Here is a 15964-nt window from a genome sequence, read left to right on the forward strand (position 1 = left end):
AGCAAGATCAAAAGATCGCAGCGTGTCGCAGCTCCTACACAGGGGCGGTGTAGTGTTTTTCAGACGGAACTGCCGCCCTCACCCATCAGTCGCATGAACAGGCACTCAGGATTCAGAGGAGTAACCGTGTCCAGCGATCCCAAGCGTCATGCCGTCGACGCCCCGGTCATCCAGCGCCTGCGGGTGCTGACGGTCAATACCCACAAGGGCTTCACCGCACTCAATCGGCGTTTCATCCTCCCGGAACTGCGCGAAGCGGTACGCAGTACCTCGGCCGATCTGGTGTTTTTGCAGGAAGTGGTGGGTGAACACGAGCGGCATTCGAACCGCTACAACGAATGGCCGCAAACCTCGCAATACGAATTCCTCGCCGACAGCATGTGGAGCGACTTCGCCTACGGACGCAATGCGGTCTACCCCGATGGCCACCACGGCAACGCACTATTGTCGAAATACCCGATTCGCGAATACCGCAACCTCGACGTGTCAATCACCGGTCCCGAGCGCCGTGGCTTGTTGCACTGCGTGCTGGACGTGCCCGGTCACGCTGAAGTGCATGCGATCTGCGTGCATTTGAGTCTGCTGGAAAGTCATCGCCAATTGCAGCTGCAATTGCTTTGTCAGTTGCTCGAATCCCTGCCTGACGATGCGCCGGTGATCATCGCCGGCGACTTCAATGACTGGCAGCTCCAGGGCAACGCCGCCCTCGCCCGGCGCGACTATCTACACGAAGCCTTTGAACGCCATCACGGCCGACCGGCCAAGACCTACCCGGCGCGTTTTCCGTTGCTGCGTCTGGACCGGATCTACCTGCGCAATGCCAGCAGCCATGACCCGCGGATCCTCGGCAACAAGCCGTGGACGCACCTGTCGGATCACCTGCCGCTGGCGGTGGAAGTGCACCTGTAATCGCCGTTCGGCGCAGACCGTCTGTCAGGACCACTTGCTCAGTGCACGAAAGCAACTACACCTAAAAGCAGCTCAAGGAGTAGCGCATTCAACTTGTTAGCGCATGGATCTCACGTAGTGCATCAGCTGCACAGGATGGCCGATCCAACGCTCGCTCAAGGATGAATTCCCCGTATTTGCCACCAGGGAATTGCCATGACGCGCTACGCCAGAAAACTGCGGGCACTGCCCCAGTCCTTGATTCTGCCTGCCTCTTTGCTGCTGCTTTCCGGTTCGCCCGCCTCCGCCGCTTGTTTGCTGGTCCCGGGTCCCGGCAACGACGCTTTCAACTGTGACAGCGGCACCAGCGGTTCGCTGACCGATCTGTCGGGCAATAACAGCCTGACGTTCCCCGCCAATGGCACTGGCCGAATCAACGGCAGCGTGACTTTTGGCGCCGGCACCGACCGAGTCGAGATGAACTCCGGGGTGATCACTGGCGCGGTGAACCAAGGCAACGGCATTGATGATTTCATCATGACCGGCGGCTCGATCGGTTCACTGGCCCAAGGCGACAGTCGCGACACTTTCTTGATGACCGGCGGCACCATCGTTGGCGCCTTCGAGGACGGCGATGTCGCACGCATGACCGGCGGCAGCATCGGCCGCGTCGACATGAAACTGGACAACAATATTTTCGACCTCTCGGGCGGGCAGATCATCGGCAATCTGGTCACCGGTTTCGGCACTGACACCATCATCGTCTCCGGTGGCCGCATCGGCGGTAACGTCAGTGTCAGCGGTGGCAACGACAGCATCACGGTGACCGGTGGAGAAATCGTCGGTGAGATCCGCGCCAGTGTCGGCGATGACCGCTTGCTGTGGGACGGTGGCGGCATCATCCGCTCGGCCATTCTGATGGACGTCGGCAATGACAGCGCGACGCTGCGCAATCTCGACGACAGTATTCTTGCACTCACTCCCAGTGTGGACGGCGGCACAGGCAACGATGTGCTGAGCTTCGATAACAGCCGAACCGCCCTGCCCGCGCGCTTCACCCAGTGGGAAACGGTGAATCTGAGCAACGGCTCGCAACTGGATCTGAGCGCCAGCAGCCTGGTGCTGGGCGATGCCGGAACCGGCAGCGGCGTGTTAAATATCGATGCCAGCAGCGTGGTGTTGTCAACCCAGGGTGCAGTCTCGACTGCTGTGGCCGGGCAAGCCGTGACGCTCAACAACGCAGGCATCATCGATCTGACGCGCGGCAATAGTCGCACTGACGACACGCTCACCGTGCAAGGCAACTACGTCGGCAATAACGGCCAGTTGTTGCTGCAAACCGTGGTAGCCGGCGACGATTCGCCAAGCGACAGGTTGGTGGTCAACAATGGCAGTCTCAGTGGTGCCTCGATCATCAGCGTCAGCAATACCGGCGGTCTGGGCGCGCTGACCCAGGCCAACGGCATTCAATTGGTGCAGGCGCAAGGCAGCACGGTCAGTACTGATACCGCGTTTACCCTCAGCGGCCCGGTGTCTGCCGGCGCCTACGATTACTACCTGTTCAAGGGCGGTGTCACTGCCGGCACCGAGAACAGTTGGTACTTGCGCTCGGCGGTGGTCGCGCCGCAGGTGGTGAGCGTGCCCAATCCCGATCCGACGTTACCGCCGCTTCTGGTGCCGGTGGTGGCCACGCCTGTCGCGGCGGCTATTACGCCGATTGTCGCGACACCGGGCGAACCTGCGCCCACTCAATCGCTGCCTGTGCTGCCGGCGGCCGTGGCGGGTGCCGCTCCGATCCCTCTGTATCGCCCGGAGGTACCCACCTGGTCGGTGCTGCCACCCGCCGCCGCGCAATTGACCCTCAACGCGCTGGGCACCTTTCATGATCGTCAGGGCGATCAGCGCCTGCTCAGCGAAACCGGCGCGTTCGGCGCGGGTTGGGGTCGGGTCTACGGCAAGAATTTCGATCAGACCTGGGCCGGGACCGTCACCCCACGCCTGGACGGATCGCTCAACGGCTTTCAGGTCGGCAATGATCTCTACAGTGCACAAACCTCTGGCGGCCAGACTCAACGCCTCGGCTTTTTCGTCGGCCATAGCCGCCTACAGGGTGACGTCGACGGCTTCAATGAAGGTTTTCAGAACAAAAGCGCCGGTAAAATCAAACTTGAAGGCGACAGTTACGGCTTGTATTGGACGCTGACCGATCCGTACGGCTGGTACATCGACACGGTCGTGATGGGCACACGTTTCGATGGCGACAACCACTCCGACCGTGGTGTGAAGCTGGACAATCGCGGTCATGCCCTGACGCTTTCGGCGGAAGCGGGTTATCCGTTTGCGCTCGACGACACCTGGGTGGTCGAGCCACAAGCGCAAATCATTCACCAGAAAATCTCCCTCGACAGCCAGGACGACGGCATTTCACAGGTCTCGTTCGATTCCGATGGAGCCTGGACCGGTCGCCTCGGTGCGCGCCTCAAAGGACGTTATCAAATCAGTGGCTTGCCGGTGGAGCCGTATCTGCGCGCCAACCTGTGGCACACGTTCTCCGGCACCGATTCGGTAACCTTTGGCGACAACGATGTGATCAGTAGCGAACAGAAGTCGTCGACGGCGGACGTCGGTCTCGGTTTGGTGCTGACACTGGATGGCGCGGTGAGTGTCTACGCCAGTACCGATTACAGCCGCAATATTGACAGCAATGACTTGCGCGGGGTGTCGGGCAACCTCGGGGTTCGTATCAGCTGGTAAACCTTCTGTCGGCAATAAAACACCTCTGGCGCGGGGCTTTCGCAGCGATTTTCCATACAAACAACCACTTAGTTATGCTCGATAAAACAAACGCTTGCAAAGCCTGATTTGCCACTACCGCTCATCGTTCAATTTCTTGACGGCTGCGCACGACTCTTCTTATCTCTACCTTACTACCCCCGGAATCACTACCCGGGATGAGCCTTCGGACACTCGCGAAATCGAGCGGCCACGGTTCGCCCCGCTCCATTCGGTCGCCCCTCGTTCGGGGTAGGAGAGACGCCACATCGAGATACCGCATGCGCCTGCAAGGTAGACCTCCATGAAAATTTCAATCACCCCACACGAGATCAAAATCACTTTCTGCACAGTGTCGAGTTCTATCTTGCTGTGCTCATCCATGGAGGCGCAGGCCGGTCCTGCGGCGGATGAAACGGCCCCGTGGTACCGCGCGGATGTGCCCGTCATGACCTTGCCCGCCACCGTCATCACCCCCGGACCGCAGCGTTTGAGTCCACGGCCTGACTTGCAAGGCGCCAACCTGATCACCGAAGACCTGGCCCCCGGCGCCTGGGATCAACTCTATGGCCGCAGTGCCCGGCAAGCGCAAACCGATGTGCTCTCTTCAGGTTTCGCAACGCCCGGCAGCGGCGACTTCAAAGGTCCCGCCGTGCTGACCGTCCAAGGTGGCAGCCATACCCAGACCATTGGCCTGATCGGCGGCCTCAACCAGATTCAAGCCAACGCCAATGGTCTGCTCACCAGCCGTGCCTTGGCAGATCCGAACAGTGACACCCTCAACCTGCAAGGCCAGAGCCTCGGCGCCTACTACAGCCTGATCGGCGCCCAGGGCTGGCATGTGGATCTATCGGCCAGCGGTGGCCGGGTCAGCGGTTTCAGTCGTAATGAACAAGGTGCGCGCCAGGCCACCGAAGGGAGCGCACTGACTTTGTCGGTAGAGGGCGGTTATCCGATTGGTTTGAGCGACAACTGGGTGGTCGAACCGCAGGCGCAATTGATCAATCAACGCATCACCCTCGACACGCCGTATGCCGGCTCGGACAACGCCTCCTCCACGGATTTGACAGCCTGGAGCGGCCGCGTCGGTGCGCGCTTGAAAGGCAGTTACGATCTGAACGGTTTGCCGGTCGAACCCTTCGTGCGCACCAACCTCTGGCACACGGTGTATACCGGCAGCACGGTGACCCTGGACCAGGTCGACAAGATCAGCAGCAGCCGCAAGTCATCCACCGTTGAGCTGGGCCTGGGCCTGGTAGCGCGGGTGACCCCGGCGGTGAGTCTTTACGTGAGTGCCGATTACAGCAGTGACGTCGATGACAATGATTTGAACGGGATTATTGGCAGCCTTGGGGTGCGGATGCGCTGGTAAGCGGTGAGCCGGATTTTGAAGGTGTCTGAACTGACGCCTTCGCGAGCAGGCTCGCTCCCACATTTGGAATGTATTTCCCCTGTGGGAGCGAGCCTGCTCGCGAAGGCAGCGACGCGGTCTCGGATCAGCCCTCCGGTTTGAGGATCAACACCGCCAACGGCGGCAGATTCAGCTCCAGCGACAACGACTGGCCATGACTCGGCACTTCCTCGGTAAACGCCCCGCCACCGTTGCCATAGTTGGAACCGGCGTAGGTGTCGGCGTCGCTGTTGAGCAACTCGCTCCAGCGCCCGGCAAACGGCACACCGACCCGATAGGATTGACGAGGCACCGGGGTGAAGTTGGCCACCACCAGCACCGGTTCGCCTTCCTTGCTCCAGCGCAGCCAGGCATAAACGCTGTTGATCGCATCGTCGCCGATCAGCCACTGGAAGCCTTGCGGTGCGTCATCCTGATCGTGCAGGGCGGGCAGTTCGCGGTACAGGCGATTGAGGTCGCCGACCAGTTTCTGCACGCCTTTGTGCTCGGAATACTGCAGCAAGTACCAATCCAGTTGCTGATCGTGATTCCACTCGCGCCACTGACCAAATTCGCAGCCCATGAATAGCAGCTTCTTGCCCGGGTGGGTCCACATGAAACTCAGGTAAGCCCTCAGGTTGGCGAATTTCTGCCAGCGATCACCGGGCATCTTGTCGATCAGCGAATGCTTGCCGTGTACCACTTCGTCGTGGGAGATCGGCAGGATGAACCGTTCGGACCAGGCGTAGACCAGACCAAAACTCAACTCGTTGTGATGATGGGCGCGGTACACCGGATCCTGCTGAATGTAATGCAGCGAATCGTGCATCCAGCCCATGTTCCATTTGTAGGCGAAACCCAGACCGCCCTGTTGCGTGCTTTGGCTGACACCGGGCCACGCGGTGGACTCTTCGGCGATCACCAGCGCGCCCGGCGCTTCCAGTTCGACCACGTCGTTCAAGTGGCGGAGGAAGTCGATGGCTTCCAGATTCTCGCGGCCGCCATGGCGGTTCGGCACCCATTCGCCGGCCTTGCGTGAATAGTCGCGATAAAGCATCGAAGCCACTGCATCCACTCGCAGGCCGTCGATGTGGAAATGTTTCAACCAGTGCAGCCCGGAGGCCAGCATGTAGCCATGCACCTCGGTGCGCCCGAGGTTGTAGATCAGTGTGTCCCAATCCTGATGGAAGCCTTCCAGCGGGTTGCCGTACTCGTACAGCGCGGTGCCGTCGAACTGCGCGAGACCGTGAGTATCTGTAGGGAAATGCGCCGGCACCCAGTCGAGAATCACGCCGATCTCGGCCCGGTGGCAGGCGTCGACGAATTCGGCGAACTGCGCCGGCGAGCCATACCGCGCGCTCGGCGCGAATTGTGAGAGCAGTTGATAACCCCAGGAGCCGCCGAACGGGTGCTCCATGATCGGCATCAGTTCGATGTGGGTGAAACCCAGTTCCTTGACGTAAGGAATCAACCGCTCGGCCAGTTCCGGCCAGGTGTACTGACGCGCGACTTCGCCCAGATCATCCAGTTCGCACTGCCAGGAGCCCGCATGCAGTTCGTAGATCGACAGCGGCGCAGAATGCTTTTGGCGTTCGCGGCGGCTGTTCATCCAGTCGTGATCCTGCCAGTCGATTTGCAGCGGCTCGGCGACTTTCGACGCAGTGTCCGGCGGCAGGCTGGTGGCCAGCGCCATCGGGTCAGCCTTCAGCGGCAAAATCCCGTGAGCGCCAAGAATCTCGTATTTGTAAAACTCCCCCGCTTGCAGGCGCGGAATGAACAACTCCCAGACCCCGGACGGATGACGCAGACGCATTGGATGGCGGCGACCGTCCCAGACGTTGAAATCACCGACCACCGACACGCGTCGGGCATTCGGCGCCCACACGGCGAAGCGCACACCATCGACGCCATCAACGGTTTTCAGTTGCGCGCCAAGACAAGCGCTGAGGTCACGGTGATTGCCCTCGGCGAACAGATACAGATCCATTTCACCGAGCAACTGACCGAAGCTGTAAGGATCTTCCGCCTCCTGCTCGCCACCGGCCCAGCGGGTGCGCAGCCGATAGGGCCGCACCTGGTCGAAGTGGCCGACAAACAGCCCCGGCGTTTCGCTCTGCTCCAATGTGCCGAGCTCTTCACCTGAGTCCTTGTCGATTACCACAACGCTCAGCGCACCCGGTAAATAGGCGCGGATGAACTGCCCGCCGGCGCCATCGCCATGCGGACCGAGAATGGAAAACGGATCGGGATGTTCAGCACGCACCAGCGCATCGATGTCTTTGGCCGACGGCAGCAACGCTTCTTTAAGCTGACCCTGTTCCTTGTTCGAGAAACTCATGACTACTCTCCACCAAGATCGGAAAAGGGTTTAAGCCCTGTCAATAACCCATACAAACCGTGCAGTGGCACGGGCAGCCACGTCGGGCGATTTTCGGCTTCATAGGCCACTTCATAGGCCGCCTTCTCCAGGCCGAACAACGCCAGCGCGGCGTCGGCACCTTCAGGATCTTGCCAGGCATGATCAAGACTAGCTGCCGCGCGGCGATATGCCTGAACAAATGCCTCACGGGCCTCACGCAGATAGCGCTCGGCGACCAGACGCCGCGCGGTTTCAGACTCGGCGCTGTGGTCAACGTTGTGCACGTTGATGGTCATCGCCGCTGCGTAATCGAAGGACCGCAGCACACCGCTGACATCCTTGTACGGACTGTGTTTGCCACGACGCTCGCTCAATGGCCGCGCCGGTTCCCCCTCGAAGTCGATCAGATAGGCATCGCCTTTGATCACCAGCACCTGGCCCAGGTGCAAATCACCGTGGACGCGAATGCGCAAACCGCCCGTGGCTTTTTTCGCCAGATCCTGCACATGCGCAAGAATGGTTTTTTTCTCGTCGATCAATCGCTTGACCAGTTTCTGATCTGCCGCGTTGAGTTCGCCCTGATGCTGCTTGAGCAGCTTCAAGGCATGTTCGACCTGTGCCGCGACATCCTTGCCCGTAGCCTGCATATCCTTGGCCGTCGACACCTGGGGCGCGAAGTCCGGATTGTCGGTCGGCGCGGCAAGCACCTCATGCATTTCGCCCAGGCGCTGACCGAGCATGCCGGCAAAATCCTTCAACTCGCCGAGGGCGTTGTAGTGCTGTTCCTGCTCGGACATGGCATCGGCCAGTTCATCGCGCAACGCCCGTTCGAGGTTGTTCTGCGTCCACTCCCAGGCGTCGCCCTGATTGCTCAGATAACCCTGAGCGATCATCAACAGGTTGTCTTCACCCTGCGCGTCGCGGCGAATCACCGAACCGAGCAGCGGAGAGATATTGGCAAATCCGGCCTCGGTCAGGTAAGCGCTCATCTCCAGTTCGGGGTGTACGCCAGAAGCGACTTTACGTATCAGCTTGAGCACCAGGCTGTTGCCGATCACCACCGAACTGTTGGATTGCTCGGCGGACAGATAACGCACTTCCGATTCGGCACCGAGGCCGAGTTTTTCCAGATGTGGCGTCGGCGCAAAGCGGATTTCACCCTCAGCCGACTCCAGCACGGTGTTGTTCTGCATGCCTTGCAGCACCGCACGGATAAACGCTTCAAGGCTGAACGCGTCAGTGATCAGACCGACTTGTCGCACTCGGCGCACACGAGACAAGGCCAATTGCTGCGGCAGCGCCGGGCCGACCTGATCTTCAGCAATGAAGCCGAACGGCAGTTGATAACGACTGGTCTGCCCGCCGCTGGTGACTTCGATTTCGCTGAGCAGCACCGGATGCTGTGCATCGCCAAAGCGCACGCCGTACGCCAGATGCACCTTGTCGATGGCCGCGTCCTTGCCGGCGAACCAGCGGCGGTTCTGCAGCCAGCTCGGCAGAATGCTTTGCTCCAGCGTCGTACGTGACGGCGCTTCGAGCAGTTCTTCCATGCGTTTTTTCAACACCAGCGTGGTGAAGTCCGGCAGGCTCTGCGCCGGTTCAACGTGCCAGCTCGGCATCTGGTTTTCCGCCGCCAGCGCGAACCAGTAGAAACCGTACGGCGCCAGGGTCAGCAGGAAATTCAACTGGCCAATCGGCGGGAACGCGTTACCGCCAAGCATCTCCACCGGCACCATGCCGACGTAGGCCGACAGGTCCAGCTCCGCCGCTTGCGCACTGCGCGAGACGTTGGCCACGCACAGAATGATTTCGTGCTTGCCATCGGCATCGGTGAATTCACGGGTGTAGGCGAGAATCCGCCGGTTGCTCGGCGAAAGCATTTTCAGCGTGCCGCGTCCGAACGCCTTGGACTGCTTGCGCACGGCGAGCATGCGTCGCGTCCAGTTCAGCAGCGAATGCGGATCGCCGGCCTGGGTTTCGACGTTGACCGACAGATAGCCGTACTGCGGGTCCATGATCGGCGGCAGCACCAGACTCGCCGGATCGGCGCGGGAAAAGCCGCCGTTGCGGTCGATCGACCACTGCATCGGCGTACGCACACCGTCGCGGTCGACGAGGTAGATGTTATCGCCCATGCCGATTTCATCGCCGTAATACAACGTCGGCGTGCCCGGCATCGACAGCAGCAGGCTGTTGAGCAATTCGACGCGACGACGGTCGCGCTCCATCAACGGTGCCAAGCGACGGCGAATACCTAGGTTGATCCGCGCGCGACGGTCAGCGGCGTAGTAATTCCACAGGTAGTCGCGTTCCTTGTCGGTGACCATTTCCAGGGTCAGTTCATCGTGGTTGCGCAGGAAAATCGCCCACTGACAGTTGGCAGGAATTTCCGGGGTCTGGCGCAAAATGTCGGTGATCGGGAAGCGATCTTCCTGGGCCAACGCCATGTACATGCGCGGCATCAGCGGGAAGTGGAACGCCATGTGGCATTCGTCACCGTTGAGGCCTGCAGCATCGGTGTCGCCGAAGTACAGCTGAGTGTCTTCCGGCCATTGGTTGGCCTCGGCCAGCAGCATGCGGTCGGGATAGTTGGCGTCGATTTCCGCACGGATTTGCTTGAGGACGTCGTGGGTCTCAGGCAGGTTCTCGTTGTTGGTGCCGTCACGCTCGATCAGGTACGGAATGGCGTCGAGGCGCAGGCCGTCGATGCCCATGTCCAGCCAGTAGCGCATCACCGACAGCACGGCTTTCATCACTTGCGGGTTGTCGAAATTCAGATCCGGTTGGTGCGAATAGAAACGGTGCCAGAAGTACTGGCCCGCGACCGGGTCCCAGGTCCAGTTGGATTTTTCCGTGTCGAGAAAAATGATCCGCGTGCCGTCGTATTTCTGATCGTCATCCGACCATACGTAAAAGTCCCGCGCTGCCGAACCGGGCTTGGCCTTGCGCGCACGCTGGAACCACGGGTGCTGGTCGGAGGTGTGGTTGATAACCAGCTCGGTGATCACCCGCAATCCGCGTTTGTGCGCTTCGGCGATAAAACGCTTGGCGTCGGCCATGGTCCCGTAATCGCTGTGCACGCCCCGGTATTCGGCGATGTCGTAGCCGTCATCGCGGCGTGGCGAGGGATAGAACGGCAACAGCCAGATAGTATTGACGCCGAGTTCGGCGATGTAATCGAGTTTGGCGATCAGGCCGGGAAAGTCGCCGATGCCGTCGTTGTTGGAGTCGAAAAACGATTTGACGTGAACTTGATAGATCACCGCGTCCTTGTACCAGAGCGGGTCTTTGATAAAGGTGGCTGCCTTGGGTTTCTTCGCCATGTGAAACTCCTGAAAAATTCGTCTCTGCACATCATCTGAGTGTGCTGATACCTGTGTAGGAGCTGCCGCAGGCTGCGATCTTTTGATCTTGCTGTTAAAAAATCACAGTCAAAAGATCGCAGCCTTCGGCAGCTCCTACAGGGGGGGGTGTGCAATGTCTTAAGCGGCGCTGATTCTCCAGATGCCGAACGGCTGATACGCCGGGTCAATGCGCATGAACTGGTATTTGCCGTGCCAGTCCCAGCGATGCCCGTTCATCAAATCCTCGCCGTGGGTCGTTGCATCGTCCGGCAAGCCCATTTCCCACAACGGCAGCTCGAAATTCGCTTCCTGCACGTTATGCGGATCGAGGCTGACCGCGACCAAAATGAAATTGCTGCCGTCAAAGCTGCGCTTGCCGAAGTACAGAATGTTGTCGTTCCAGGCGCTGTAGACCTTCAGGCCCAGATGCGTGTGCAGCGCCGGGTTCTGCCGGCGAATGCGGTTGAGCTGGGCGATCTCGGCAATGATGTTGCCGGGCGCGGTGAAGTCGCGGACGCGAATCTCATACTTCTCCGAGTCAAGGTATTCCTCCTTGCCCGGCACCGGCGCCGACTCGCACAGCTCGAACCCCGAGTACATGCCCCACAGGCCCGAGCCCATGGTCGCCAGCGCGGCACGGATCAGAAAGCCCGGGCGGCCTGATTCGTGGAGAAATGCCGGGTTGATGTCTGGTGTGTTGACGAAGAAGTTCGGCCGGTAGCATTCGCGCCACGGCGATTCATTCAATTCGGTGAAATACGTCGCCAGCTCAGCCTTGGTATTGCGCCAGGTGAAATAGGTGTAGCTCTGGGTGTAACCGACCTTGCCCAGGCGCGCCATCATCGCTGGCGTGGTAAAGGCTTCGGCGAGAAAAATCACTTCCGGGTACAGCGCCCGCACATCGGCGATCAGCCATTGCCAGAACGGCAGCGGCTTGGTGTGCGGGTTGTCGACACGGAAGATCTTCACGCCCTCTTCGACCCAGCCGATGACGATGTCACGCAGCTCGACCCACAGGCTCGGAATCGCCTCCGGCGCGTAGAAGTCGACGTTGACGATGTCTTGATATTTCTTCGGCGGGTTTTCCGCGTACTTGATCGTGCCGTCCGGCCGCCAGTTGAACCAGCCCGGGTGCTGCTTGAGCCATGGGTGATCCTGAGAACACTGAATGGCGAAATCGAGCGCGATTTCCAGACCGTGATCGGCGGCAGCGGCCACCAGTCGGCGGAAGTCTTCGCGGCTACCCAGTTGCGAGTGAATGGCTTCGTGGCCGCCCTCCTCGCTACCGATGGCGTAAGGGCTGCCGGGATCATCGGGGCCGGCGGTCAATGAGTTGTTGCGACCCTTGCGATGGGCGCGACCAATCGGATGGATCGGCGTGAAATACAGCACGTCGAAGCCCATGTCCTGAATCATTGGCAGACGTGCGTGCACATCATTAAAGGTGCCGTGACGGTGGGGATCGTCGGTGATCGAACGTGGAAACAGTTCGTACCAACTGGCGAATTCAGCCAGTTCACGCTCGACGTCCATGGGGAACTCAGGACTGACGCTCAAGTAGGCGCGGTGATCCGCTTGCGCCATCAGTTGCGCACTGCGCGAGTGCAGAAACAGCGCGACCTGCTCGGTTTCGAGCAACCCGGATAATTCGTGGTGCAATGCGGCGAGCTGTTCGCTCAGTTGGCCTTCGCTGCGTTCAGCGGCCTGTTGCACCATCGTGCGGCCTTCTTGCAACTCGAGCGAAACCGGTACGGCGGCGTTGTGTTTCTTCTCCAGCTCGTACTGGAAGCTGGCGAAGTGGTCAATCCACGCTTCGATACAATAAAGGAAACGGCCCTGATGCTCAGGACGGAACTGGCCTTGCCAGCCGTTATTGCCCTGATCGGCCATGACCTCGCTTTGCCAGGTCTCTTCGCCTTCCTCGCGCCAGCGGATGCGCACGGCCAGTTTGTCGTGGCCGTCGGCAAACACCTTGCTGGTGACCACCACTTCACGGCCGGCAATCGACTTCACGGCAAACTGTCCGCCGTCGAGGGTCGGCATGGTGTCTTCGATGACAATGCGCGGCAGCAGCAAGGCCTGCGACAACGGCATGTGTGGGTTGTAGCTCAGTTCTGAGGGTTTTTCAGCAGTCATTGAGCATCTCTCCTTAACGCCCCAAGGACGCTCTTGTGCCGGATCGGTGTTCACAACGAAGCACCTGCCCCGTAATGAACTCACTTAGGTTCCGAGCGACCGGCGCCGGGAAAAGTTCAGATGAAATTGCCGTGTCAGAAAAGCGGATCGAATTACGCGCAGGGCGGTCAATCCACTTAAGCACTTCTCACGCCATGTGCCACACGGAGGTCTACAAATGAACAACCCGTTCCCGGCCGAAACGCCCGACCCGAACATCGACAACCCGACGATTCCCGAAACCGAACCGCAACCGGTTCCCGAGCAGGAACCGCCGGGCACCACGCCACCGCCGAAGGAAGAACCGCCGAGCACGATGCCGCCAGTCATCGTCTAACTGATCGTTCCCACGCGCAGCAAAGGCATAACTGATCGTTCCCACGCTCTGCGTGGGCATGCAGCCCGGGACGCTCTGCGTCCCAAAGCGGACGCGGAGCGTCCATTGAGGCATTCCCACGCGGAGCGTGGGAACGATCAACGTGGCAACGATCAGTCAGTGGTCATCACTCTTCTCTTCTTCTTTTTCGAAAAATTTCACGATCCGCGGCATCACGCTAAAAATCCCCAGCGCCAGAAAGGTGCTGAGCAACGCCGTTGCTTCCTTGCCCAACCCAGCCGCAACACCGATCGCGGCGGTCATCCACAGCCCGGCTGCCGTGGTCAGGCCTTTGACATGGCCTTCATCGCCTTCCTTGTTTTTCAGGATTGTCCCGGCACCGAGAAAGCCGATCCCGGCAATGACCCCTTGCACCACCCGACTCATTGCATCGGACTCCGCCCCTGACGTTTGCGGCACCAGCACAAACAGCGCCGCCCCCAGCGCCACCAGCATATGCGTACGCACCCCGGCAGCCTTGCCCTTGTGCTCGCGTTCGAAGCCGAGAATCCCGCCCAGCACCGCCGCCATCAGCAGGCGAACGGTGATCCGCGTCAACTGTGAAGCATCACCAACGTCGGCGAATTCCGCTTGCAGGGTCTCCCACACTTCATGCCACCACGCGTTCATCGTGCAGTCCTTGTTATTGGCTCGATAAACGATGGACAGCGGCGACCATTAATCAGTTGCGCAGAACGATCAGCGAAGCGCGCGCCCTAACCTTTCAGACCTCCCTGAAAAAGGACTGCGCCATGCCCCTTCGAGTCGATGAAACCAATCCCGAGCAAAAAGTGTGTTTTTTCACCGTTGAAAATGGCGAGGAAATTCGCATCTGCGAGGCCCTGGTAGTCGAAACAGATAGCGACAAAGCCATGTCGTTCGTGGAAATAGACGGCCGCCGCGTTTACATCACCGAAAAAGAAGCCGACGAGTTGACCGTCGCAGGCGCCAAGGACGGTCGCAAGCACTTGAAGGCCGACGAGAGTGGTTCGGTGATTTGACTGACCTTGATCAACACTTCGCGCAAACGTCTGCGATAGGCGTTTGCGCCTTTGCCTGCGGGCTGCTTCAAGTTGTCGCAGACGTTACGCAAAATCTCATCTGATCCGCTTTTTATTGAGATACCTGAGTCTGTTATGCAAACAGATCGACGCTCATAGTGCGCTGGCCTGATGGAGGCTGATGAGCGAATAACCATGAGCGAACAAATCCCCGTCCGAACCGTAGAAGCATCCCCGACCATAGCTCCTCATATAAAGAAGGTGCCCGCGCGCCCAATGAAGGCGACGGCCAAGTCCAGCGACAACCAGATCCACACCCGCAGCTTCACCGGCCTGTTCCGCACCTTGCGCATGAGTGGCGCGGGATTTCTGTTTGTGCTGTTTTTCGGCACCGTGTGGCTGAACTGGGGCGGTCGCCAGGCCGTGTTGTGGGATTTGTCGGAAAGCAAATTCCACATCTTCGGCGCAACCTTCTGGCCACAGGATTTCATTCTGCTCTCGGCGCTGCTGATCATCGCAGCCTTCGGTTTGTTCGCCATTACCGTGTTTGCCGGCCGGGTCTGGTGCGGCTACACCTGCCCGCAGAGTTCGTGGACATGGATCTTCATGTGGTGCGAGAAGATCACCGAAGGCGAGCGCAACCAGCGGATCAAACTGCAAGCCGCACCGTGGGGCCCGAGCAAACTGGCCCGGCGCGCCGCCAAACACACCTTGTGGCTGGCGATCAGCGTGCTCACCGGCCTGACCTTCGTCGGTTACTTCACGCCGATCCGGCCACTGGCCGAAGAATTGCTGACCCTGCAAATCGGCGGTGTCAGCCTGTTCTGGGTGCTGTTCTTCACCGCCGCCACCTACATCAACGCCGGTTGGCTGCGCGAGGCGGTGTGCATGCACATGTGCCCGTATGCACGGTTCCAGAGCGTGATGTTCGACAAAGACACCCTGGCGATTTCCTACGACGTGGCCCGTGGCGAAAACCGTGGCCCGCGTAAACGCGACGTGAAACCGCTTGAAGCCGGCCTCGGTGATTGCATCGACTGTCAGTTGTGCGTGCAGGTCTGCCCGACCGGCATCGACATCCGCGACGGCTTGCAGATGGAATGCATCGGTTGCGCCGCGTGTATCGACGCCTGTGACTCGATCATGGACAAGATGAACTACCCGCGCGGTTTGATCCGCTACAGTTCCGAGCGCGAATTGCAGGGTGGCAAAACCCACCTGCTGCGCCCGCGACTGATTGGCTACACCGTGGTGCTGGTGGCGATGATCGGCGCACTGGCATTGGCGCTGGTCGAACGGCCGATGGTCTCGCTGGACGTGACCAAGGATCGCGGCTTGTTCCGTGAAAACGGTCAGGGCCAGATCGAGAACATCTATACCCTTAAAATCATCAACAAGACCCAGCAACGCCAGGATTACAACCTGACGCTGGTCGACGGCGACGGCTTCCAGTTGCAAGGCAAGACCGATCTGAGCCTGGCGCCGGGTGAAATTGTCGATGTACCGGTGTCGGTGGCGATGACCACGGAGCGCCCGGCCAGCAGCTCGCAGACTTTGAGTTTCAAGATTGCCGACAGCGATGAGCCAGAGGTTTATAGCGTGGCGAAGAGCAGGTTTGTTGCGCCGATGAATCGTTGATCCCTTAGAATCCGGCCCTCA

The 15964-nt window shown here is 59.8% G+C and carries 10 protein-coding genes; 6 read left to right on the plus strand and 4 right to left on the minus strand.

Annotated elements, in window-relative coordinates:
* Window positions 1-126 precede the first annotated feature (126 nt).
* The 3 genes from P3G59_RS15595 to P3G59_RS15605 all read left to right on the plus strand — a co-directional run bounded on the left by P3G59_RS15595 (window position 127) and on the right by P3G59_RS15605 (window position 5032).
* The gene (locus P3G59_RS15595) at window positions 127-909 is read left to right on the plus strand and encodes an endonuclease/exonuclease/phosphatase family protein (RefSeq protein ID WP_277757948.1); all 783 of its coding nucleotides are present in this window, start codon (window positions 127-129) and stop codon (window positions 907-909) included.
* A 195-nt stretch (window positions 910-1104) separates the two neighbouring features.
* Window positions 1105-3642, plus strand: a complete 2538-nt coding sequence (locus P3G59_RS15600) for an autotransporter outer membrane beta-barrel domain-containing protein (protein WP_277757949.1) — start codon at window positions 1105-1107, stop codon at window positions 3640-3642.
* A 322-nt stretch (window positions 3643-3964) separates the two neighbouring features.
* On the plus strand, window positions 3965-5032 hold the full coding sequence (locus P3G59_RS15605; protein WP_277757950.1) for an autotransporter outer membrane beta-barrel domain-containing protein: 1068 nt from the start codon (window positions 3965-3967) through the stop codon (window positions 5030-5032).
* A 124-nt stretch (window positions 5033-5156) separates the two neighbouring features.
* Here P3G59_RS15605 and glgB read toward each other — a convergent pair whose 3' ends face one another.
* The 3 genes from glgB to P3G59_RS15620 form a co-directional block, all read right to left on the minus strand.
* On the minus strand, window positions 5157-7388 hold the full coding sequence (gene glgB, locus P3G59_RS15610; protein WP_277757951.1) for a 1,4-alpha-glucan branching protein GlgB: 2232 nt from the start codon (window positions 7386-7388) through the stop codon (window positions 5157-5159).
* Window positions 7389-7390: 2 nt separating this feature from the next.
* Window positions 7391-10732, minus strand: coding sequence for a maltose alpha-D-glucosyltransferase (gene treS, locus P3G59_RS15615; protein ID WP_277757952.1), 3342 nt, complete (start codon window positions 10730-10732; stop codon window positions 7391-7393).
* Between the two features lie 159 nt (window positions 10733-10891).
* Entirely contained in the window at window positions 10892-12889 is a 1998-nt protein-coding gene (locus P3G59_RS15620) for an alpha-1,4-glucan--maltose-1-phosphate maltosyltransferase (protein ID WP_277757953.1), read from the minus strand.
* 217 nt (window positions 12890-13106) lie between these two features.
* Between P3G59_RS15620 and P3G59_RS15625 the strand changes: the two genes are divergently transcribed.
* Window positions 13107-13265: a hypothetical protein gene (locus tag P3G59_RS15625; protein WP_277757954.1), complete on the plus strand. Its 159-nt coding sequence runs from the start codon at window positions 13107-13109 to the stop codon at window positions 13263-13265.
* A gap of 156 nt (window positions 13266-13421) precedes the next feature.
* Here P3G59_RS15625 and P3G59_RS15630 read toward each other — a convergent pair whose 3' ends face one another.
* On the minus strand, window positions 13422-13934 hold the full coding sequence (locus P3G59_RS15630; RefSeq protein WP_277757955.1) for an MgtC/SapB family protein: 513 nt from the start codon (window positions 13932-13934) through the stop codon (window positions 13422-13424).
* A 122-nt stretch (window positions 13935-14056) separates the two neighbouring features.
* On the opposite strand from P3G59_RS15630, the gene P3G59_RS15635 reads away from it, so the two are divergent.
* Together P3G59_RS15635 and ccoG are read left to right on the plus strand one after the other, a co-directional pair.
* Window positions 14057-14305, plus strand: coding sequence for a DUF3203 family protein (locus P3G59_RS15635; RefSeq protein WP_277757956.1), 249 nt, complete (start codon window positions 14057-14059; stop codon window positions 14303-14305).
* Window positions 14306-14500: 195 nt separating this feature from the next.
* Window positions 14501-15943: a cytochrome c oxidase accessory protein CcoG gene (gene ccoG, locus P3G59_RS15640; RefSeq protein WP_277757957.1), complete on the plus strand. Its 1443-nt coding sequence runs from the start codon at window positions 14501-14503 to the stop codon at window positions 15941-15943.
* Window positions 15944-15964 lie beyond the last annotated feature (21 nt).

The sequence above is a fragment of the Pseudomonas sp. A34-9 genome, assembly GCF_029543085.1.
In the GTDB taxonomy this organism is placed as follows: domain Bacteria; phylum Pseudomonadota; class Gammaproteobacteria; order Pseudomonadales; family Pseudomonadaceae; genus Aquipseudomonas.